The 20,051-nt window shown below is 54.8% G+C and carries 19 protein-coding genes and 1 pseudogene; 10 read left to right on the forward strand and 10 right to left on the reverse strand.

The window, feature by feature from the left end; all coding sequences use genetic code 11:
• Positions 1–95: 95 nt before the first annotated feature.
• Positions 96–602 (reverse strand): CHASE4 domain-containing protein, encoded by a 507-nt coding sequence (locus tag ACOTXT_RS07075; protein WP_421625296.1) that lies wholly within the window; start codon positions 600–602, stop codon positions 96–98.
• Positions 603–901: 299 nt separating this feature from the next.
• Positions 902–2,935 (reverse strand): annotated as a pseudogene (gene dcp, locus ACOTXT_RS07080) (peptidyl-dipeptidase Dcp).
• 142 nt (positions 2,936–3,077) lie between these two features.
• Between dcp and ydfG the strand changes: the two are divergent.
• Both ydfG and ACOTXT_RS07090 read left to right on the forward strand, forming a co-directional pair.
• Positions 3,078–3,824, forward strand: a complete 747-nt coding sequence (ydfG, locus tag ACOTXT_RS07085) for a bifunctional NADP-dependent 3-hydroxy acid dehydrogenase/3-hydroxypropionate dehydrogenase YdfG (RefSeq protein ID WP_023292548.1) — start codon at positions 3,078–3,080, stop codon at positions 3,822–3,824.
• 91 nt (positions 3,825–3,915) lie between these two features.
• Entirely contained in the window at positions 3,916–4,602 is a 687-nt protein-coding gene (locus ACOTXT_RS07090; protein ID WP_008502405.1) for a GntR family transcriptional regulator, read from the forward strand.
• A gap of 35 nt (positions 4,603–4,637) precedes the next feature.
• Here ACOTXT_RS07090 and ACOTXT_RS07095 read toward each other — a convergent pair whose 3' ends face one another.
• On the reverse strand, positions 4,638–5,069 hold the full coding sequence (locus tag ACOTXT_RS07095) for a universal stress protein (RefSeq protein WP_008502406.1): 432 nt from the start codon (positions 5,067–5,069) through the stop codon (positions 4,638–4,640).
• A 287-nt stretch (positions 5,070–5,356) separates the two neighbouring features.
• Between ACOTXT_RS07095 and ydfZ the strand changes: the two genes are divergently transcribed.
• Complete coding sequence (ydfZ, locus tag ACOTXT_RS07100; protein ID WP_014883679.1) at positions 5,357–5,560, forward strand: putative selenium delivery protein YdfZ; 204 nt, start codon at positions 5,357–5,359, stop codon at positions 5,558–5,560.
• Between the two features lie 43 nt (positions 5,561–5,603).
• On the opposite strand, the gene ACOTXT_RS07105 is transcribed toward ydfZ, so the two are convergent.
• The 5 genes from ACOTXT_RS07105 to ACOTXT_RS07125 form a co-directional block, all read right to left on the reverse strand.
• Positions 5,604–7,067: a mannitol dehydrogenase family protein gene (locus tag ACOTXT_RS07105; RefSeq protein WP_055322173.1), complete on the reverse strand. Its 1,464-nt coding sequence runs from the start codon at positions 7,065–7,067 to the stop codon at positions 5,604–5,606.
• Between the two features lie 222 nt (positions 7,068–7,289).
• Positions 7,290–8,657, reverse strand: a complete 1,368-nt coding sequence (locus ACOTXT_RS07110; RefSeq protein WP_055322174.1) for an MFS transporter — start codon at positions 8,655–8,657, stop codon at positions 7,290–7,292.
• A gap of 73 nt (positions 8,658–8,730) precedes the next feature.
• Positions 8,731–9,750: a Zn-dependent oxidoreductase gene (locus ACOTXT_RS07115; protein WP_333164820.1), complete on the reverse strand. Its 1,020-nt coding sequence runs from the start codon at positions 9,748–9,750 to the stop codon at positions 8,731–8,733.
• Positions 9,751–9,764: 14 nt separating this feature from the next.
• Positions 9,765–10,979 carry a starvation-sensing protein RspA gene (gene rspA / locus ACOTXT_RS07120; protein WP_039025374.1) on the reverse strand — a complete coding sequence of 405 codons (1,215 nt, stop codon included), beginning with the start codon at positions 10,977–10,979 and terminating at the stop codon, positions 9,765–9,767.
• Positions 10,980–11,089: 110 nt separating this feature from the next.
• A complete protein-coding gene (locus ACOTXT_RS07125; RefSeq protein ID WP_021241222.1) occupies positions 11,090–11,416 on the reverse strand; it encodes a YnfA family protein in 327 nt (108 codons plus the stop codon).
• 152 nt (positions 11,417–11,568) lie between these two features.
• On the opposite strand from ACOTXT_RS07125, the gene ACOTXT_RS07130 reads away from it, so the two are divergent.
• The gene (locus ACOTXT_RS07130; protein ID WP_008502414.1) at positions 11,569–11,907 is read left to right on the forward strand and encodes a DUF1283 family protein; all 339 of its coding nucleotides are present in this window, start codon (positions 11,569–11,571) and stop codon (positions 11,905–11,907) included.
• Complete coding sequence (gene speG, locus ACOTXT_RS07135) at positions 11,907–12,467, forward strand: spermidine N1-acetyltransferase (protein WP_025911414.1); 561 nt, start codon at positions 11,907–11,909, stop codon at positions 12,465–12,467. Before ACOTXT_RS07130 ends, speG begins: the two co-directional genes overlap by 1 nt.
• A gap of 143 nt (positions 12,468–12,610) precedes the next feature.
• On the opposite strand, the gene ACOTXT_RS07140 is transcribed toward speG, so the two are convergent.
• Positions 12,611–13,327 (reverse strand): YnfC family lipoprotein, encoded by a 717-nt coding sequence (locus tag ACOTXT_RS07140; protein ID WP_008502416.1) that lies wholly within the window; start codon positions 13,325–13,327, stop codon positions 12,611–12,613.
• Positions 13,328–13,425: 98 nt separating this feature from the next.
• On the opposite strand from ACOTXT_RS07140, the gene ACOTXT_RS07145 reads away from it, so the two are divergent.
• From ACOTXT_RS07145 to ACOTXT_RS07165, 5 genes are all read left to right on the forward strand, one after another.
• On the forward strand, positions 13,426–13,695 hold the full coding sequence (locus tag ACOTXT_RS07145) for a DUF1161 domain-containing protein (protein ID WP_021241220.1): 270 nt from the start codon (positions 13,426–13,428) through the stop codon (positions 13,693–13,695).
• A 131-nt stretch (positions 13,696–13,826) separates the two neighbouring features.
• Positions 13,827–16,268 carry a selenate/tellurate reductase subunit YnfE gene (gene ynfE, locus ACOTXT_RS07150; protein ID WP_023344030.1) on the forward strand — a complete coding sequence of 814 codons (2,442 nt, stop codon included), beginning with the start codon at positions 13,827–13,829 and terminating at the stop codon, positions 16,266–16,268.
• A gap of 93 nt (positions 16,269–16,361) precedes the next feature.
• Entirely contained in the window at positions 16,362–16,976 is a 615-nt protein-coding gene (gene dmsD, locus ACOTXT_RS07155) for a Tat proofreading chaperone DmsD (protein ID WP_023327344.1), read from the forward strand.
• Positions 16,977–17,132: 156 nt separating this feature from the next.
• Positions 17,133–17,702 carry a hypothetical protein gene (locus tag ACOTXT_RS07160; protein WP_021241217.1) on the forward strand — a complete coding sequence of 190 codons (570 nt, stop codon included), beginning with the start codon at positions 17,133–17,135 and terminating at the stop codon, positions 17,700–17,702.
• A gap of 248 nt (positions 17,703–17,950) precedes the next feature.
• Positions 17,951–18,175 carry a hypothetical protein gene (locus ACOTXT_RS07165; RefSeq protein ID WP_021241216.1) on the forward strand — a complete coding sequence of 75 codons (225 nt, stop codon included), beginning with the start codon at positions 17,951–17,953 and terminating at the stop codon, positions 18,173–18,175.
• 134 nt (positions 18,176–18,309) lie between these two features.
• Here the strand turns inward: ACOTXT_RS07165 and ACOTXT_RS07170 are convergent, their stop codons facing one another.
• Positions 18,310–20,031: a SulP family inorganic anion transporter gene (locus ACOTXT_RS07170; RefSeq protein ID WP_023327341.1), complete on the reverse strand. Its 1,722-nt coding sequence runs from the start codon at positions 20,029–20,031 to the stop codon at positions 18,310–18,312.
• Positions 20,032–20,051 lie beyond the last annotated feature (20 nt).

Here is a 20,051-nt window from a genome sequence, read left to right on the forward strand (position 1 = left end):
TCTGGCGGCGTTTACTGGAAAACTCACTGTCGGCAAAAGTCAGTTGCTGGCTCATCCGGTTACTCATTCTGGGTTCAGGTTACAACACGATGATCTCACATCTCGGACTTATTCGCACCTTCCTTAACGCTCACCTCACGGAGTAATCGCTCCTTGGTTGATTTATCTAACCAGCGCCCGAGATCCTGAAGCTTCAGTTTCCCGTCAAGCACGCTGTATCGCGTGGTTCCTTCCGCGGAGAGAATAAACACCCCTTCGTAGCCAAAGTTGTCATACAGGGACTTACCCAGGTTCTGCTTATCCCATGCCCAGTGAACGTCAGTGTTCAAATGAAGATGTTTGTAGGCATCTCCCCATTCAGCATTATCTTTCAAGTGACTTCGCATGCTTTCCTGGCGGGAATCCAGGGCTTTCCTTAACAAAAATTCATCGTGCTTATCGCTGATTTTATTAACATTATTTTTTATTAATAGCAGGGAAATTATTGCCGCAATGAAAATACTTATCAACAATGTCACTATATAGGTAAAGGTTTTATTTATCAGCCCCTTAGAAGGCTCGGCATCCGTAAAACCGGGATTGTTCAGAGGTAGGGTCATCATTCGCCTTCTTATACTGCTAATACGTCAATTTTTATGCCACCTTTATTTATCGGCAAAGAATAATAAAAATTTATAGTTAAAACCCTTAAGCTTAAAGAACATTTGATTTTTACAATCCAGATCAAATTATTAGCTCTCTTACAGCCTGAATTCGGTTAAATACTTCTCCCGGAGGGAGTGACCTTTAACCTCGCCGGTTTTATTTATAAAGAACATAATCTTAGTTTTTATGCTGTAACGGTTACAGGCGTATAAAAAACCGGGCGTAAAGCCCGGTTTTTTTTCATACGGCATTGACTCTATTCGCTCAATCCGCGGTTATCCAGCATCGGCTCAATCTTCGGATCGTGCCCGCGCCAGTTGCGGTAAAGTTCAGCTAAATCAGTACTATTCCCGCGGGACAAAATGGCCTCGCGGAATTTCTGTCCATTTTCGCGAGTCAACCCGCCCTGCTCGACAAACCACTGATAGCCGTCGTCGGCCAGCATTTGCGTCCACAGGTAGGCGTAGTACCCTGCCGCATAGCCGCCGCCGAAGATATGGGCAAAATAGCTGCTGCGGTAGCGCGGCGGAACGGCAGGCAGATCCAGCCCTTCTTTCTTCAACGCTGCCGCTTCAAAATCCTCCACGCTCAAAACGGCCTCGCTGATGCCGTGCCAGTTCATGTCCAGCAGCGCGGCACCCAGCAGTTCGGTCATGTCATAACCCTTGTTGAAATGGGTCGCGTTTAGCATGCTTTCCCGCAGCGCGTCCGGCATCGGTTCGCCGGTTTCGTAATGGCGCGCATAGTGGGTAAACACCTGAGGATGGCTGGCCCAGTGCTCGTTGATTTGCGACGGGAACTCAACGAAATCACGCGGCGTATTGGTGCCGGAAAGGGTGGCGAAACGCTGGCTGGCAAAGAGACCGTGCAGCGTATGGCCAAACTCGTGGAACAGGGTTATTACGTCATCCCAGGAGAGAAGCGCGATACCGCCATTCGCCGGTTTCTGGTAGTTACAGACGTTGTAGATCACCGGACGGGCAGCAAACTCGAAGGATTGCTCGACGAAATTCCCCATCCATGCCCCGCCCTGTTTGGAATCACGGGCAAAGAAGTCACCGTAAAACAGCGCCATGCCCTCGCCGGTGTGGTCGAAAATTTCCCATACGCGGACGTCCGGGTGATATACCGGGATATCGAAGCGTTCGACGAAGCGAATGCCAAACAGCTGGCTGGCAGCCCAGAATACGCCATCCTGTAGCACGGTATTGAGCGCAAAGTAGGGCCTGATCTGCGACTCATCGAGGGCATATTTTGCCTGGCGCACGCGCTCCGCATAAAAGGCCTAGTCCCAGGCCTCCACGGTGAAACCGCCCTGCTCGTCGTCGATGACTTTCTGAATATCGGCCTGTTCGCGTTCCGCGCGGGCGCGGGCGGCAGGCACAATGCCGCGCATAAATTCCAGCGCGGCGGCCGGGGTTTTCGCCATCTGGTCAGCGATGCTCCAGCTAGCGTAATCCTCAAAGCCCAGCAGACGGGCCTGCCGCGCGCGCAGCGCCGTCAGACGAAGGATCAGCGCGCGGGTGTCGTTTTCGTCCCCTTTCTGGGTACGCGTCCAGCCTGCGTTGAAGAGGTTTTCGCGGGTCTGACGATTGCGCAGCGCGGAAAGCGCGGGCTGCTGGGTGGTGTTCAAAAGCGGGATCAGCCAGCGATCGTTTAGCCCTCGCTCCGCGGCAGCCTGCGCCGCGTCAGCGATCTCCGTTGCGCTGAGCCCGTCAAGCTGGTGCGCATAATCCACCACCAGCCCACCGGTCTTATCGGCAGCCAGCAGACGCTGGTTAAACTGGCTGGTCAGGGAGGCCGCCTCGGTATTCAGCGCCTTCAGCTCGGCCTTTTCTGTCTCATTCAGACGCGCGCCGGCCAGAATAAACCGCTGATACAACTCCTCGACCAGACGACGGCATTCGGCGTCCAGCGCGGCACGGTCCTGCCAGACGCTCTCCACGCGGGCGAACAGCGCGTCATTCAGCCAGATATCGTTTGCCAGCGCGGCAAGCTCGGTGGAGAACTGTTCTTCCAGCTCCTGTAAATACGGATTGGTGTGCGCGGAAGTCATGGCGAAGAACACGCTGCTGACACGCGAGAGCATGGCGCCGCTCTTCTCCAGCGCCAGCACGGTGTTCGTGAAGTCAGGCGCAGCGGCCTGAGAGACAATCGCGTCAATGTCCGCACGCTTCTGACGAAGGGCTTCATCGAAGGCCGGACGATAGTGGCTGTCGTTGATCTGATCAAAATGGGGGGCCTGGTAAGGCAGCAGGCTGATGTCAAAAAAGGGATTCGTGGCCGTCATCTTTCACTCCTGAGTACGGGTATCCTCCCAGAGTAGGCCAGGCCGCCATCCCCTGCAACGCTGTCATACAAATGTTGCCTTAACGCACCCTCTGCGGCCGTGCTATGTTAGTTAAACACAAAAAGCGTTGAGGAACAGTGAGATGATTATTTTAGTTACCGGGGCAACGGCAGGTTTTGGTGAAAGCATCACGCGTCGCTTCGTCGCCAACGGGCACAAGGTTATTGCAACGGGCCGCCGTCAGGAACGTCTGCAGGAGCTGAAGGACGAATTAGGCGACAGCATCCTGACCGCGCAGCTGGACGTGCGTAACCGCGCGGCGATTGAAGAGATGATTGCCAACCTGCCCGCCGAGTGGCGCGCCATCGACGTGCTGGTCAACAATGCCGGTCTGGCGCTGGGCATGGAGCCGGCACACAAAGCCAGCGTGGAAGACTGGGAAAACATGATCGACACCAACAACAAAGGGCTGGTCTATATGACCCGCGCGGTGCTGCCGGGCATGGTTGAGCGCAATCGCGGCCACATTATCAATATCGGCTCCACCGCCGGAAGCTGGCCTTATGCAGGCGGCAACGTCTACGGCGCAACAAAAGCGTTTGTGCGCCAGTTCAGCCTTAACCTGCGTACCGATCTGCACGGCACCGCCATTCGCGTCACCGACATCGAGCCGGGCCTGGTGGGCGGCACCGAGTTTTCCAACGTGCGTTTCAAGGGCGACGACGCGAAAGCGGACAAGACCTACGAAAACGCTAACGCCCTGACGCCGGAAGATGTCACCGAAACGGTCTGGTGGGTGGCGACGCTGCCAAAACACGTCAACATCAATACCGTAGAAATGATGCCGGTCAGCCAGAGTTTTGCCGGGCTTAGCGTCCATCGTGGCTAACGCTGCCCTTCCCGGCCTGCGGGCCGGGTCTGTTTCGGGTTATAAAAGAATGGTAGTATGTTTAGGCTAACTCTCTGAGAAATGACAACTCATGGCCGCTGAATCGCAACTCAATCCCACCCAGCCCGTAAACCAGCAAATCTATCGCATTTTGCGACGTGATATTGTCCATTGCCTGATCCCACCGGGAACGCCGCTTTCTGAAAAAGAGGTGTCCGTGCGTTTTGACGTTTCCCGTCAGCCGGTGCGTGAAGCGTTTATTAAGCTTGCGGAAAACGGTCTGATTCAAATCCGCCCGCAGCGCGGCAGCTACGTGAACAAAATTTCACTCTCTCAGGTGCGCAACGGCTGTTTTGTTCGCCAGGCCATTGAATGCGCGGTGGCGCGGCGTGCCGCAACGCTCATCAACGACAAGCAGTGTTACCTGCTGGAGCAAAACCTGCATCAGCAGCGGATTGCGATTGACCGTAAGCAGTTGAATGATTTCTTCCAGCTTGATGATGAATTCCACCAGAAGCTGGCGCAGATTGCAGATTGCCAGCTGGCCTGGGACACCATCGAAAACATCAAGGCCACCATCGACCGCGTGCGTTATATGAGTCTCGATCACGTCTCTCCGCCGGAAATGCTGCTCCGACAGCATCATGATATTTTCAGCGCGCTGGAAAAACGCGACCCGGACGGCGTGGAAAAAGCGATGACGCTTCATCTGCAGGAAATTAGCGAATCCGTGCAGCTGATTCGTCAGGAAAATAGCGAGTGGTTTAGCGAAGAATAATATTTCGCCGCGCCCTTTCGGGTGCGGCGATGGGTTTAGCGAACGACTAACACCGGAATGGTGGCGTAGCGCAGGATAGATTCCGCATTTGATCCCAGCAGATGGGTGGTGATGCCCGGGTTTTTCGACCCGATGACGATCGCGTCATATTCCCCTTCCTTGCTCAGTTTGATAATTTCATCGCGGACGTTGCCAAAGCGAACCAGACAGTCAATTTTCTCCGGCGAGATATCGAACAGTCGTTTTAAGGCGTTCATTTTCTTCCCGGATTCCTCAGTCATATATTCTTCGAACTTTTTAATATCGGCGTTAAAACCGCGCAGCAGGGATCGGCTGCTGGTCGGCAGAATATTGACCAGGGTAATCGACGCGCCCTCGGCCTTCGCGAGGTTAGCCGCGTGGCGAACCGCTTTGTCACTCAAATCCATTTCAAATACATCAACAGGCATCAAAATCTTCTTATACATAAGCCTGGCTCCTTATTCCGATGAAAGGGTTATTTCCTGTATCCAGAATGGCATCGGGAATATAAACCAACCCTCAACGCTTCCCTGATGAAACTATCAGGTAATGAAAATAACGGTCTGCTTTGTAAATTGCTGTCGTGAACGGTCAGCGACCGAGGCAATAAAGAAAAAAGTGTGAGTTTGATCAAAAACAAAAACATCTGATGCAGACAGGCGTATTTATATGCCCCGTGAACGGCAACCCTGAAATAACGCCGTAACGAACAGGTTAGAGAGGAGAAAATACCATGATGACATACGACCGTAACCGCAATGCAATCACCACCGGCAGCCGCGTCATGATTAGCGGCACAGGCAAAACTGGCGTGATTAAAGCGATCCACAGCGACGGGCTGGATGCCGCGCAGGTGCGCCGCAGCAAAACGGTTGAAGTGGAAGGATGCGAAGGTAAGTTCGAACCGATTGAGCTGATTCGCCTGGGTATGCACTAAACGGTGCGCAGACATGCCGCCGAGAACGGCGGCATGTGCTGAATTACCCTTGAGATACGTACTGCGCCACGGTCGCTTTCGCGCCCTTTTGCAGCAGCGTCTGGTACGCCTTCATCACCGCATCAACAAAGACGGATTCACGCGGTAATTCTTTGCCGAAGATGGCCTCGATGCCGAGCAGCGCCCTGACCCGGCTTTCCCCTTCCGCACTGCCTTTAACCGCCGCCTGAATCACTTCCAGCTGCGGATCGCTCACGTCAATTGCGTTACCCTGCTCATCCACGCCGCCGACATAGCGCATCCACCCTGCCACACCCAGCGCCAGCAGCGGGAAAGGCTTCTGATGCACCAGGTGCCAGCGCACGGAATCCAGCATGCGCTGCGGAAGCTTCTGGCTGCCGTCCATCGCAATTTGCCAGGTCCGATGGCGCAGGGCCGGGTTGCTGTAGCGGGCAATCAGGAGATCGGCATAGCGTCCTAAATCGACGCCTTTGACCTTCAGCGTAGGCGCCTGCTCGTTAAGCATCAGCGCGTGCGCGGCGACGCGGTAGTTTTCATCTTCCATACAGTCGTTAATATGCTGATAGCCCGCCAGATAGCCCAGGTACGCCAGGAATGAGTGGCTGCCGTTAAGCATGCGCAGCTTCATCTCTTCAAACGGGATAACATCTGACACCAGCTCGGCTCCGGCTTTTTCCCACGCTGGACGGCCGGCCACAAAGTTATCTTCGATCACCCACTGACGGAACGGTTCACAGGCCACCGCCGCCGGATCGCGCACGCCGGTAAGCTGTTCAATTCTATCCAGCGTGTCGGGGGTGACCGCAGGCACGATGCGATCCACCATCGTTGACGGGAAGGTAACGTGGGATTCGATCCAGTCCGCCAGTTCACCGTCTACCGCACGGGCGTACGCGCAGGTGACATTGCGCATCACGTGACCGTTCTCCGGCATGTTGTCGCAGGACAGCACGCTAAACGCCGGCAGGCCCGCCGCCTTACGCCGCGCGAGCGCTTCCACGACCACACCCGGCGCAGATTTCGGCTGGTGCGGGTTTTGCAGGTCTGCGACGATAAAAGGGTGATCGAGCATCAGTTGCCCGGTCGCCGGGGAATGGCAGTACCCTTTCTCGGTGATGGTCAGCGACACAATCGCCACCTGCGGTTCGCACATCGCGGCCAGGACGGTCTCCAGCCCGTCAACCTCCGCATGCAGCGCCTTTTTTACCACGCCAACCACGCGGGAGGTCCACGCATCGGCAGACATTTCCGCCACGGTATAGAGATTATCCTGCGCGTTCAGATCGGCAATCTGCTGTTCGCCGCCAATCAGGTTAACCTCACAGTATCCCCAGTCGCTACCGTGTTCCGCTGCGAGGATGTCGGCGTACACTGCCTGATGCGCACGGTGAAACGCGCCAAAGCCTAAATGAACGATGCGTGCTTTAAGGCTGTCGCGATCGTACTGTGGCAGCGTCGCGTTGGCCTGTAATAAGGTATTTTCCATGATTAAGACTCGTTAATTAGAAAGCTGTGGATCGCTGCCGCCCATGCTGAAGCGGCAGCGCCTGCTGACTACACCAACTAGAATGGTAGCTGGAGTAAAAAAAGTGAACTGCCATCAACCATACTGATACTGCCGTTTGAGTTTTTGATTTATATTAACTTTTGTTCATGTGGTGTGACACAAAATCAAAGTTGTGTGACAGGTAACGCAAGTTATAAACCATCAGCGTCGCGAGGAGACGGCACCGTAACCGACCGTCTCTTTCGGCGCAGACTCGGCTGCGTCTTGCGCCGCGCTTAAATCACGGTCGCGCAATTCCGGCATCAGGATCGCCGAGATCAGTCCAATCACGGAATAGGCCACCAGCATGGCGACAATCGGCCACCAGGAGCCGGTCATATTGCAGAAGATCCCTGCCAGTACCGGACCAAAGCCCACCGCTACGAGACCGCCCGCCTCTTTGGAGATCGCCATACGGGTAAAGCGATTTCGCGAGCCAAACATCTCCGCCATGGTGATATTTTCCAGCGCAAACAGCCCCAGCACGGCGAAGTTATGGATAACGATGATGCAGAGCATGATCGTCCCCGGCGCATAGCTCTTATCGACGATGATCGACAGCATCGGATAGGCCAGAATAATGGCGGAGATATTGAGGATAATGTACGGCAGACGGCGCCCCACTTTATCGGAAAGCCAGCCCAGCAGCGGGATGGAGATAAACCCGAGAATGGAGCTGATCATCAGCGCATCGGTCGGGATGGCCTTATCGAACAGCAGCGTCTGGACCAGATAGCCCGCGAGGAAGGTCTGGATGAGCCCCGAGTTGCCCGCCTGGCCGAAACGCAGGCCGGTCGCCAGCCAGAAGGATTTGCTTTTCACCATGGAACCCAGTGAGGTGTCCGGCTGCGCGGCTTGCACATCGTTCACTTTCTCAAAGACCGGGCTCTCCTTGAGGTTCATACGCAGCCAGATGGCGAAGATCATCACCACGACGCTGGCGAGGAACGGCACGCGCCAGCCCCAGGCGAGCAGCTGTTCACGATCGAGGGCAAAGAACATGATGGCCCAGATCGCCGTTGCGCTCAGCGTCCCGCAGTTAGTCCCCATCGCCACCAGCGAGGAGATGATGCCGCGTTTACCTTTCGGCGCGTACTCCGCCAGCATAGTTCCGGCCCCGGAGATCTCGGCCCCGGCACCGAGGCCCTGAATAATGCGCAGCGTCACCAGCAGCACGGGGGCAAAAATCCCGATCTGCGCGTAGGTCGGCAGGACGCCAATCAGCGTGGTGCAGATCCCCATCATGGTGATGGTAATGAACAGCACCTTCTTACGACCAATGCTGTCGCCCATTCTGCCGAAGATAAAGGCGCCGACGATGCGCGCAATATAGCCTGCGCCGTAGGTGCCCATCGCGAGGATCAGCGCCATCGCGGCGGACTGTTCCGGGAAGAAGATCTCATGGAAGACCAGAGCGGCGCCCAGCGAGTAAAGCTGGAAGTCCATAAATTCCAGGGCGGTGCCCAGCCAGCCGGAAACGGCGGCTTTCACCAGATCGGATGTGGTTCTTTGAGGTTGTACTTGCGTCATAATGGCTATCTCTGAAAGGTAAGATGCGTACCACATAGCGCCTGTCTGCGCAGGCGCTTAACCGCGTAAATGATTATTGGCCGAACGTGAGCAAAACTTTGCAGCACTGCCGCTGGTCTTTCTCAAACAGTTCAATAGCGTCTTTAACGTGGCGATAGTCAAAGGTATGGGTGACCAGTTTTTCCGGGTCGATCAGCCCCCTCTTCAGCCAGTCGATAACGACCGGGAATTTGTTGGCGTTCAGGCGCGAGGAGAAGATCGCCAGCTCTTTGCCGGTGATGCCCTGCTGAACAATCTGGCTCGGCTCGCTGGAGAACCCCATCAGCACGATGCGCGCCGCCGGCGAGGCCAGGGTTATCGCTTCCTGCAAAATGGAGGGATGGCAGGCGGCATCAATGATCAACGTCGGTTTGATGCCTTTTTCCTCCAGCGCGGCCTGCAGCGACTGCTCGTCATTATTAAAGACCCAATCCGCGCCGCTGCGCCGGGCCATCGCCAGACGCTCGTCTATGCGATCAACCACGATAACCTGCTTCACCTGATAGACGCCTTTCAGGGCCTGAACCGTAACCAGCCCCATCGGCCCGGCGCCATATATCAGCGCGACGTCCTGTTCAGTCGGTTTCGCCTGCCCCGTTACGTTGGCGGCGATGGTGAAGGGCTCAACCATGACGGCGTGCTTATCAGGAATGTCATCCGGAATGGGCCAGGCGTTTTGTGCGGGCACGACCGCATATTCGCTAAAGCCGCCGTCACGGTGAACGCCCAGCACCACCAGCGAGGTGCAGACGTTCGGTTTTCCCACGGAGCACGGGTAGCAGTGCCCGCAGCTGATTACCGGATCGACCGAAACGCGCTGGCCCAGGCGCGCGCTGTCAACGCCCTCGCCCACGGCGTCAATCACGCCAAAAAACTCATGGCCGATGACGCGCGGATACTTCGCAAACGGGTTATGGCCGCGGTAGATGTGGCTATCCGACCCGCAGATCCCGGCAAGCTTGATACTGACGCGGACGTCACCTGCGCCAGGTACCGGGAGTTGACGCTCTTCAATTACCAGTTCGTTCGGCTGTTGAATCACTATGCTTTTCATCGTTTGCTCCTCGCTTACCAGTTCCACAGCGTGCCGTCTTCAAGACGGGCCACCGGCAGATAGGCCGGATCGTACGGGTATTTCGCCGCCAGCTTTTCATCAAACTCGATGCCCAGACCCGGCTTGTCTCCCGGATGCATATAGCCGTTATCAAAGCGCCAGCTGTGCGGGAAGACCTCCAGCATCTGTTCGGAGTAGCCCATATATTCCTGCACGCCGAAGTTCGGCACCCACAGGTCGAAATGCAGCGCCGCGGCATGGCACACGGGCGACAGATCCGACGGACCGTGCGAGCCGGTGCGCACCTGATAGAGCGACGCGAAGTCCGCGATGCGGCGCATCCCGGTGATGCCGCCCGCGTGGGTAATGGTGGTGCGGATATAGTCGATAAGCTGCTCTTCGATGAGCTGCTTGCAGTCCCAGATGCTGTTAAACACTTCGCCTACCGCAATTGGCGTGACGGTGTGCTGGCGGATCAGGCGGAAGCAGGCCTGGTTTTCCGCAGGGGTGGGATCCTCCATCCAGAACATGCGGAACGCTTCAATGCTCTTGCCGAAGCGCGCCGCTTCGATGGGCGTCAGGCGGTGGTGCATGTCGTGCAGAAGATGCTCATTGAAGCCGAATTTATTACGCACCGCGTCGAACAGCTTCGGCGTGAAGTCGAGGTATTTTTCGGTGGACCAGAGCTGCTCTTCCGGCCAGTCGCCTTTGGTCGCAGGCTCGTAGGCCAGCCCCTTCCCTTTGGCCATGCCGTAGGTGGTTTTCATGCCCGGCACGCCGCACTGCACGCGGATCGCCTTAAAGCCCATCTCTTTGTGACGGGCGTAATCTTCCAGTACGTCGTCAATGGTGTGGCCGGTGGTGTGACAGTAGACCATCACCCCTTCCCGGGAGGCGCCGCCCAGCAGCTGGTAGAGCGGCATGTTGGCCGCTTTGGCTTTGATATCCCACAGCGCCATATCCACGGCGGAGATGGCCGACATGGTAACCGGACCGCGACGCCAGTAAGCACCTTTGTAGAAGAACTGCCAGATGTCTTCGATGCGGTGCGCATCGCGGCCAATGAGCTGGGGGCAAAGGTGATCCTTCAGGTATGAGGCCACGGAGAGCTCGCGTCCGTTTAGCGTAGCGTCACCGAGGCCGACAATCCCCTCATCGGTGGTGATTTTAAGGGTGACAAAGTTCCGCCCCGGGCAGGTAACAAACACGTCAGCCGCGACAATCTTCATAATTCCTTTCCTTACATCGTTCGTTGTGATGCCAGAAATTTACGCAACTACACTACTACCATACAAGTATAATGATCGTAAAATAAGCTAACGATCACAAAACCGGGGGCTCATGCGCGGCCCCATCCCGCCACAATAATCAGCATACCGCACAGGGCAATCAGCGCCCCGGCCCAGTCGTATGCGCTGAGCTTGACGCCGTCCACCACGCGCAGCCACAGCAGCGCCGTGCAGACATAGACGCCGCCGTAAGCCGCGTAAACGCGCCCGCTGGCCGCCGGATGCAGCGTTAACAGCCAGACAAACAGGGCCAGCGCAACGCTTGCCGGAATGAGCAGCAATACGGATCCACCCTTTTTGAGCCAGAGCCAGGGCAGGAAGCAACCGATGATTTCACACAGCGCAGTCGCAAAAAAAAGCAGCGTCGTTTTAAGCATATTTCACGTCAGGTGAGGATTTATTTAACCATCATACCTGATGATGCCCTTTACTTTTCCATACTCGCTCCGCGGGTATGCCGTCATTTCGCTTTAGTGTAGAATCTGTACGGGGTAACTTGATTATCTGCACCCATTTAAAAGGAAACGCTATGACCACATTAAGCAAACGCCTTTGTCTGACAGCCCTGCTGGCGCTGTCATCGTTCGCCTTTGCCGCCTCTGCGACAGCGGAAACCAGCAAGCTCATTATTGAGTCTGGTGACAGCGCGCAAAGCCGCCAGAACGCCGCCATGGACAAAGAACAATGGAATGACACCCGTAGCCTTCGCCAGAAGGTCAACAAACGTGCCGAAAAAGAGTGGGACAAAGAAGATGTCGCTTTTGACGCGCGCGATAAGTGTCAGCAAAGTGCAAACGTCAATGCCTACTGGGAGCCTAACACCCTGCGCTGCCTGGATCGCCGCACTGGCCGCACGGTAGCCCCATAATGTCGGCGCCCTGCGACGTTAAACTCCGTCCGCTGGAGCGTGAAGACCTGCGCTTTGTCCACCAGCTCGACAACAATGCCAGCGTGATGCGCTACTGGTTCGAAGAGCCTTATGAGGCCTTTGTCGAGCTGTCCGATCTCTACGATAAGCACATTCACGATCAGAGTGAACGTCGTTTTGTGGTGGAGTGTGAAGGTGAAAAAGCCGGGCTGGTGGAGCTGGTTGAGATCAACCACGTTCACCGTCGGGCGGAGTTCCAGATCATCATCTCCCCTGAGCATCAGGGAAAAGGCCTTGCGTCACGCGCGGCCAGGCTGGCAATGGATTACGGATTCAACGTTCTGAATCTCTACAAGCTTTACCTGATTGTGGACAAAGAGAACGAAAAAGCGATCCATATCTATCGCAAGCTGGGCTTTATGATGGAAGGCGAGCTGATTCACGAGTTCTTTATCAACGGTGAATACCGCAACACCATCCGCATGTGCATTTTCCAGCATCAGCACCTGGCCGGACATAAACCGTCAGGCGCCAGCCTGCTGAAACCTACCGCGCAGTAAGATTGATGACAAACCGTGTCATAAACCATTGAGCTGCCTTTCTTGCCGGGTGGCGCTGTGCTTACCCGGCCTACAGGGTGCTTCATTGTAGGCCCGTGCAAGCGTAGCGCCGCCGGGCGAAACGCACAAAATGCACTTTACGCTCAGTAATATTCAATCGTGTTCTTGATGGTGTACTTGTGCTCAACGGCGGGTTTGACGCTGTCGTCCGTGATGGTCAGATCGCAGCTCACCGGGTTATTGTGGCGATCGTAGTCGCAGCTCTGCGTCACGTTGCCCAGCGGCTTGTCATTCAACATGCTGACTGCCGAGTAATCCATTCTTTTGCGCAGGTCTTTCGACGGCGTCGACTGGACGGACAGATGCTGATCCCCTGATACGGTGGTTTTGCCCAGCGGATAGCCATCCGCATCGTAGCGGTACTTCACTTCCATCTCTTTACCGTGCGCCGCCACCACAAATCCGTTGTCGTCGGTATCCCACGTTACCCCGGCTGACGGCAGTTCGGCCAGCTGGCATTTGCCCTGCAGCTTCACTTTGCGCTGCTGGGTTTCCGCATCAAGATAGTAATTGGCATCCAACACCAGCGCCACGCTGGTGTTGGCCTCCAGGTCGTGTAGCTCCAGCGTATCGAAACACCCTTCCGTCGAGACGGTGCCGGTGACCCGTTTGGACACTTCGCCCTTCTCGTTGAACAGCGTCTGGGTAAAGTCTTTGACCGGGCCGCGCAGCGGATCAAAATCAAATTCGTTTGAAAAACTCGCCATCTCGGGCGTAAACGACAGCGGCGCGGAGCTGTTGTCGCACCCCACCAGTGTTGCTGCCAGGAGCGTTATCGCTGCATATTTCTTCACATTCATTTCCGTACAGGGAGATTATTCCCAATCATATTAGCAAATACAGATGTTTACACGAAGCCTGCTAAAATTAATCTCTACACAGAGAAAAGGAGCTACAGATGAAACGGTTACCCTGGATTACCGCCCTGCTGTTAATGAGTGCCTCAACGGCCGCGCTTGCGGCACCGGATTCCTGCGAGCGCGTGAAAAGCGACATTCAGCAGAAGATCGTCAACAACGGCGTGCCTGAGTCAGGTTTTACGCTGAACATTGTGCCGAACGACCAGGCCGATCAGCCGGGCACGCAGGTTGTAGGCCACTGCGCTAACGACACCTTTAAAATTCTGTACACCCGCACAGGCAGCGGTGCGGCAGCTGAACCTCAGTAATTGAGCGTCAATTCCCTTTGATTTGATAAGGATTAAGATCTAATACCCCCAAATAAGTAACACTCACCCCATCATTAGCCCGGATATCATTTCGGGAGAAATAATACGCAATAATAATGATGGGGTGAGCCATGTCCGATGCTGAACATTACGACGGCGGAATTAGCCGTCGAACTCTCGTGAAATCTACGGCGATAGGTTCTCTGGCGCTTGCCGCTGGTGGGATCTCGCTTCCCTTTGGCCTTAAAAGCGCTGCCGCTGCGGTGAAGCACGCCGTCCAGCCTCCTGAAGATACCGTGGTGTGGGGCGCCTGCTCGGTCAACTGCGGCAGCCGCTGTGCGCTGCGTCTGCACGTCCGCGACAACGAAGTGTACTGGGTCGAAACGGATAACACCGGCGAGGATGTGTATGGCGATCACCAGGTGCGCGCCTGCCTGCGCGGACGTTCTATTCGTCGCCGCATCAATCACCCTGACCGTCTGAACTACCCGATGAAGCGCGTGGGCAAACGCGGCGAAGGCAAGTTCGAGCGCATCACGTGGGATGAAGCGCTCGACACGATCGCCGCCAGCCTGAAAGACGTGGTGGCCAACTACGGCAACGAAGCGGTGTATATCAACTACTCTTCCGGGATTGTAGGGGGCAATATCACCCGCTCCTCCCCTTACGCTTCTCTGGTGGCGCGCCTGATGAACTGCTACGGCGGCTTCCTGAGCCACTACGGCACCTACAGCACGGCGCAAATTGCCTGCGCGATGCCCTACACCTACGGCAGCAACGACGGCAACAGTACCTCGGACATCGAAAACACCAAACTGGTAGTGATGTTCGGCAATAACCCGGCGGAAACGCGCATGAGCGGCGGCGGGATTACGTACTATCTGGAACAGGCTCGCGAGCGGTCCAACGCGCGCATGATTGTTATCGACCCGCGCTACACCGACACGGCAGCTGGACGCGAAGATGAATGGATCCCGATCCGTCCGGGAACCGATGCCGCGCTGGTGGCGGGTATTGCCTGGGTATTAATCGACGAAAACCTGGTCGACCAGCCGTTCCTCGACAAATACTGCGTCGGCTATGACGAAAAAACGCTGCCGGAAGGCGCACCCGCTAACGGTCACTACAAAGCGTATATTCTCGGCCAGGGCGATGACCACACGGCGAAAACGCCGGAGTGGGCCTCCCGCATCACCGGTATTCCCGCCGATCGCATCGTTAAGCTTGCCCGGGAAATCGGCTCCGCTAAACCGGCTTATATCTGCCAGGGCTGGGGACCTCAGCGTCAGGCGAACGGCGAGCTGACCTCCCGCGCTATCGCGATGCTACCGATCCTCACCGGAAACGTCGGGATCAACGGCGGGAACAGCGGCGCGCGTGAGTCCACCTACACCATCACCATCGAACGTATGCCGCTGCCGGATAACCCGGTCAAAACGCAAATTTCCTGCTTCAGCTGGACGGACGCCATCGCCCGTGGGCCGGAGATGACCGCCCTGCGCGACGGCGTGCGCGGCAAGGATAAGCTGGACGTGCCGATTAAGTTCATCTGGAACTACGCGGGCAACACCCTCATCAACCAGCATTCCGATATCAATAAAACCCACGATATCCTGCAGGATGAAAGCAAGTGCGAAATGATTGTGGTCATTGATAACTTCATGACGTCGTCAGCGAAGTATGCCGATATCGTGTTGCCGGACCTGATGACCGTCGAGCAGGAAGACATCATTCCAAACGATTATGCGGGCAACATGGGCTACCTGATATTCCTTCAGCCCGTGACCGCGCCGAAGTTTGAACGCAAGCCCATCTACTGGATCATGAGCGAAGTGGCGAAACGCCTCGGGCCGGATATCCATCAGAAATTTACCGAAGGACGGACGCAGGAACAGTGGCTGCAGTATCTGTATGCCAAAATGCTCGAAAAAGACCCTCAACTGCCGTCCTATGACGAGCTGAAAAAAATGGGCATTTACAAGCGCAAAGATCCGAACGGCCATTTTGTGGCCTATAAAAAATTCCGTGAAAACCCGGAAGCCAATCCGCTGAAAACCCCATCGGGTAAGATTGAAATTTACTCCAGCAAGCTGGCGAAGATTGCGGCCACCTGGGAGCTGGAAAAAGATGAGACCATCAGCCCGCTGCCCGTCTACGCGTCAACCTTCGACGGCTGGGACGCGCCCGAGCGCGCGCGGTTCCCGCTGCAGCTGTTTGGCTTCCACTTTAAGGCCCGTACCCACTCGAGCTACGGTAACGTGGACGTGCTGAAAGCCGCCTGCCGCCAGGAGGTCTGGCTTAATCCCGTCGATGCCGAAAAACGCGGCATTAAGAACGGCGATACGGTGCGCGTCTTTAACGACCGCGGCGAGGTACGAATTGAAGCGAAAGTGACGCCGCGCATCATGCCCGGCGTCAGCGCTATGGGCCAGGGGGCCTGGCACGACGCCAATATGAGTGGCGATCGTGTCGACCACGGCTCATGCATCAACACCCTGACCACGCACCGCCCGTCACCGCTGGCCAAAGGCAACCCGCAGCACACCAATCTGGTACAGATCGAGAAGGTGTAACGGGTGAATGGCGTGACCGTGGTTTATTCTATGGTTTGTATTATCGGTTAACTCAGTCGCGCGGACACCCTCCGCGCGAGCAAGGAAGATGTAATGAAAGATGTCTCACATCGTGAATCGTTCGCGTTCAGCGCCCGGGTGCTGGGTGCGCTGTTTTATTTCGCACCAGACAGCGAGCAGGCCGCGCCGCTGGTGCAGGCTCTCACCGCAGGCGAATGGGTACAGGACTGGCCTCTGCCTTCGGAAACGCTGCGACCCGTAGCCGACACCTTTGCCGCGTCTGCCGATGAGCCGCTGACGGACGCCTGGCAACGACTGTTTATTGGCCCTTACGCCCTGCCCGCGCCACCGTGGGGCTCCGTCTGGCTGGACCGAGAATCCGTGCTGTTCGGCGACTCGACCCTCGCGCTGCGCCAGTGGATGCGGGAGAACGCTATCGCATTTGAAATGCAGCAGAATGAACCGGAAGATCACTTCGGGACTTTGCTGCTGCTGGCGGCATGGCTGGCCGAGAACGGCCGCGAGGCGGAGTGCGCTCAGCTTCTGGCGTGGCACCTGCTGCCGTGGAGCACCCGCTTCCTGACGGTGTTTGTCGAGAACGCCAACCATCCGTTTTATACCGCGCTGGGTAAGCTTGCGCAGCTGACGCTCGCGGACTGGCGATCCGGGCTCCTTATTCCGGTTGCGGAAAAGACGCTGTATCGCTAAGGGGTGTGGCTTGCTCGCGGGTAGCGAGCAAGCTACGGTCAAAAGAGGAAGCTTAAAAAATTTAACTCGAAACAGGAGGCATATTGAATTTAATAATATAAAATAGCTTTTCCTGGTAAGGTCAACACTTTCGTTTGATACATACAAAACAAAACCATGACTAAAAATTATTCTTTCGAAGATAAACGCAAGAAATTACTTGTTACAGCCGTGATATTCAGCGTTTTAGGTGGATGGCTCTGGTATATGTCATGGGCATCTGGCATCTCCCATAATACTATATTAAAAAAATCCGTCCCTGAATGGATGACATATATTTCACTTGGCGTTTTGATTGGAACAATTTTTGTTATGCGCGCTTTTTACCTGCGCACTTTTAACAAAACATTAGAATATATTGCCAGTGCTTTTTTTAGCGGCTTTTGCCTTGGGTTTGTATTGAGCTTAAATTGTTATGATATTTATGTCTATCTCTTCCCGGACAAAATAATTGGCTATGAATCTGAATATGAGGTTGTCTTTCCGGGGCCTTCGAGAGGTAAGCATGGCCATTGTGAAGCGGGTCTCTGGTTAAAAGATCAGAACACCAACAGATGGATTCAGCTTTGTACAAACAAAGAATATCTGCACAGCCACCGTAAGCAGGGAATGACTGGGGTGTGGGTAACGGCCCGTGTGAATAATATTGGAAGTTACATTGTGAGTTATGAGTTTATTTATTTGTAGGCACGACCCTATCTATTTTTGTTCTGGCGAAAATGAATGGTACTCAAGGCCCGCTCCTTGCTTATAGCCGTCAGCCTGATACGTCGCACCAGAGATTGCGCATTCACAGCGGAGAAACCGGCTACGGGCAGGGTCATCTCAAAATCGAATCAGGGTAAATTTCATTCATACCCCCACATTTAGTGGTGGATACGTGACGACTGTTCCTCTATTCTGCTTTTTCAGCGAGCAAGCCGGAGTCATTTTTAGTGGATAATCCCATACTTCAGAAAACCATCATTATCTTTATTCTCATCCTGTGGGTAATAGACGAAGTCAGGAGAAAGAAAAAAAAGCGTTATGACTCCGCTATAGCAGAGGCTAATGCCAGAGAACGCTATGAATGGCGCTATCTCAGATGGGCTTGGCAGGCAATACGAGTGGCGGCGGCAGTGTATATCTTTGTTCAGCTGATTCAGGTTTTACTGAGATAGATGGCAGAAGAAAGTAAGGCAGGCAAGGAACATCTCACTGTCCAGGCCAACAGTAGCTGAGCCTCGGTGGTAGAAATTGTGAGTGTTCCCTGCCTGCCAGTAGCATGCGTTACGAGCCTTTCACCACTATTTGGTTATGTATCACCGACTGATTCCCCCTCACTCGCACTCTCTTTGCTCTGAATGAACCGAAGTGCCAGGTAGAGGTCTGGCGCCAGAATCATGTCATCATCATTCATTGTTGGCCGACTGTCTTTAAACCAGCGTGTTAACTCCGTTTTCCTGCCCGCAAGAATTAATTTAATCTGTCGACCTTTCAGATCGCGCTTTAACTCATTAATGGTTGCCAGGACACTGATGTCTGAATAGGTGAAGCAGGCAACGGCATCAATGACCACCCATTTAGGCTGTATGGCTGCCCCATCAACCAGGTTCAATACCCGACGTTTAAAATAAGCCACATTAAAATAGGTCAACGGTGAGTTAAATCGATACATCAGCACGCCCGGGACCATTTTTATATCGGTGGTATTCCCTAACGAGTGAATCATTCCCTCTTCGTCAGTGCCCAGCAGGTGCTCAGAGGGACGAAATACCGTACGAAGGAACTGCAACAGGCCAAGCAACACCGCAAGGCCGATCCCCTGGATAACGCCGATAATTAACACACAGCCAAACGTGAAGAAGGCCAGGCGAAAGGCCTGTTTATTTCTGCGCCTAAGGTTCCATAGCCCACGTAAATCAATCAATGACCACGATGCATACATTAGAACAATCCCTAACGCAGATACCGGAATGAATTGTAATGGCTGAGTGAAAAACAGCACGACGATACCGATGATTAAGGCGGCGACCACGGAAACCAGCTGACTTTTCCCACCAACTGAATCATTCACCGCGGTCCGGGAATCGGCTCCACTGATAGCAAACCCCTGAGATAACCCCGACATAATGTTCGCAATACCCAGAGCCCGGAACTCTGCATCCGCATTAATTTCGTAGCCATTTTTCGCGGCGAAACTGCGGGCGGTCAGCATCAGACTGACAAAACTAACCAACGCCAGGTTCAGCGCCGGGATCACCAAATCACGCATCGGCCCCGGCTGGAACGCCCCCCAGTGAACGACCGGTAAACCAGGCTGGAAGCCTTCTCCCCCAATCGTGGCAATGCCGTACTGTTGCGCAGAGGTCACCCATACCAGTGCCGTTGTTATTACAATGGCGATTAAAGGTGCTGGCCACTGGCTGCGATACGTTTTGATCACCATTAAAATAATTAACGTAAAAAGGGATATTCCTACGGTTAATAAATGGCTATCTGAAAGTCGACCTGGCAAGGCGATTATTTTTTCAATAACCTGCGCTTCATCAAGCTTAATCCCCAACACCTTGCCTAATTGCCCGACGATAATCGTCACGGCTACGCCATTAAGTAAACCGGTAAGAATGGGATGAGAAAGCAGATCGGCGAGCGCGCCCAGCCGAAATTTACTGGCAAGCAAACACCACCCGCCCATCATCAATGTCATGATGATCGTCAGCTGCCAGTGCAGTTCGGGGTTTCCTGCAGAAAGCGGAAATACGACGGCCGCAATCACCGCGCAGGTTGTGGCATCAGGGCCCACAATAAGCTGGCGTGAAGAGCCAAACAGTGCGTAAGCTATCATCGGTAAAACGCAGGAATAGAGTCCTACAATTGCCCCCACCCCCGCCAGCTCAGCGTATGCAATCGCAACAGGGAGCGCTACGGCCGCAACGGATAACCCGGCTTTAACATCATGCTTTAGCCAGCTTTTATCGTAGGCTAACAAATTTTGTAAACCGGGCATGTAGTTTAACAACAGTTTTCCGAACACATTATTCTCCGGACAGAGAT

It is taken from the genome of Enterobacter cloacae complex sp. IR5422, assembly GCF_049238165.1.
Lineage (GTDB): Bacteria > Pseudomonadota > Gammaproteobacteria > Enterobacterales > Enterobacteriaceae > Enterobacter > Enterobacter roggenkampii.

What these genes read in the sequence shown, in the direction of transcription:
- ynfE (WP_023344030.1), top strand. Translation starts at nt 13,827, where the DNA reads ATGTCCGATGCTGAACATTACGACGGCGGAATTAGCCGTCGAACTCTC.
- ydfZ (WP_014883679.1), top strand. Translation starts at nt 5,357, where the DNA reads ATGATGACATACGACCGTAACCGCAATGCAATCACCACCGGCAGCCGC.
- ACOTXT_RS07095 (WP_008502406.1), bottom strand. Translation starts at nt 5,069, where the DNA reads ATGTATAAGAAGATTTTGATGCCTGTTGATGTATTTGAAATGGATTTG.
- ACOTXT_RS07075 (WP_421625296.1), bottom strand. Translation starts at nt 602, where the DNA reads ATGATGACCCTACCTCTGAACAATCCCGGTTTTACGGATGCCGAGCCT.
- ACOTXT_RS07160 (WP_021241217.1), top strand. Translation starts at nt 17,133, where the DNA reads ATGACTAAAAATTATTCTTTCGAAGATAAACGCAAGAAATTACTTGTT.
- ACOTXT_RS07105 (WP_055322173.1), bottom strand. Translation starts at nt 7,067, where the DNA reads ATGGAAAATACCTTATTACAGGCCAACGCGACGCTGCCACAGTACGAT.
- ACOTXT_RS07145 (WP_021241220.1), top strand. Translation starts at nt 13,426, where the DNA reads ATGAAACGGTTACCCTGGATTACCGCCCTGCTGTTAATGAGTGCCTCA.
- ACOTXT_RS07115 (WP_333164820.1), bottom strand. Translation starts at nt 9,750, where the DNA reads ATGAAAAGCATAGTGATTCAACAGCCGAACGAACTGGTAATTGAAGAG.
- rspA (WP_039025374.1), bottom strand. Translation starts at nt 10,979, where the DNA reads ATGAAGATTGTCGCGGCTGACGTGTTTGTTACCTGCCCGGGGCGGAAC.
- ACOTXT_RS07125 (WP_021241222.1), bottom strand. Translation starts at nt 11,416, where the DNA reads ATGCTTAAAACGACGCTGCTTTTTTTTGCGACTGCGCTGTGTGAAATC.
- ACOTXT_RS07090 (WP_008502405.1), top strand. Translation starts at nt 3,916, where the DNA reads ATGGCCGCTGAATCGCAACTCAATCCCACCCAGCCCGTAAACCAGCAA.
- ACOTXT_RS07140 (WP_008502416.1), bottom strand. Translation starts at nt 13,327, where the DNA reads ATGAATGTGAAGAAATATGCAGCGATAACGCTCCTGGCAGCAACACTG.
- speG (WP_025911414.1), top strand. Translation starts at nt 11,907, where the DNA reads ATGTCGGCGCCCTGCGACGTTAAACTCCGTCCGCTGGAGCGTGAAGAC.
- ACOTXT_RS07110 (WP_055322174.1), bottom strand. Translation starts at nt 8,657, where the DNA reads ATGACGCAAGTACAACCTCAAAGAACCACATCCGATCTGGTGAAAGCC.
- ydfG (WP_023292548.1), top strand. Translation starts at nt 3,078, where the DNA reads ATGATTATTTTAGTTACCGGGGCAACGGCAGGTTTTGGTGAAAGCATC.
- dmsD (WP_023327344.1), top strand. Translation starts at nt 16,362, where the DNA reads ATGAAAGATGTCTCACATCGTGAATCGTTCGCGTTCAGCGCCCGGGTG.
- ACOTXT_RS07130 (WP_008502414.1), top strand. Translation starts at nt 11,569, where the DNA reads ATGACCACATTAAGCAAACGCCTTTGTCTGACAGCCCTGCTGGCGCTG.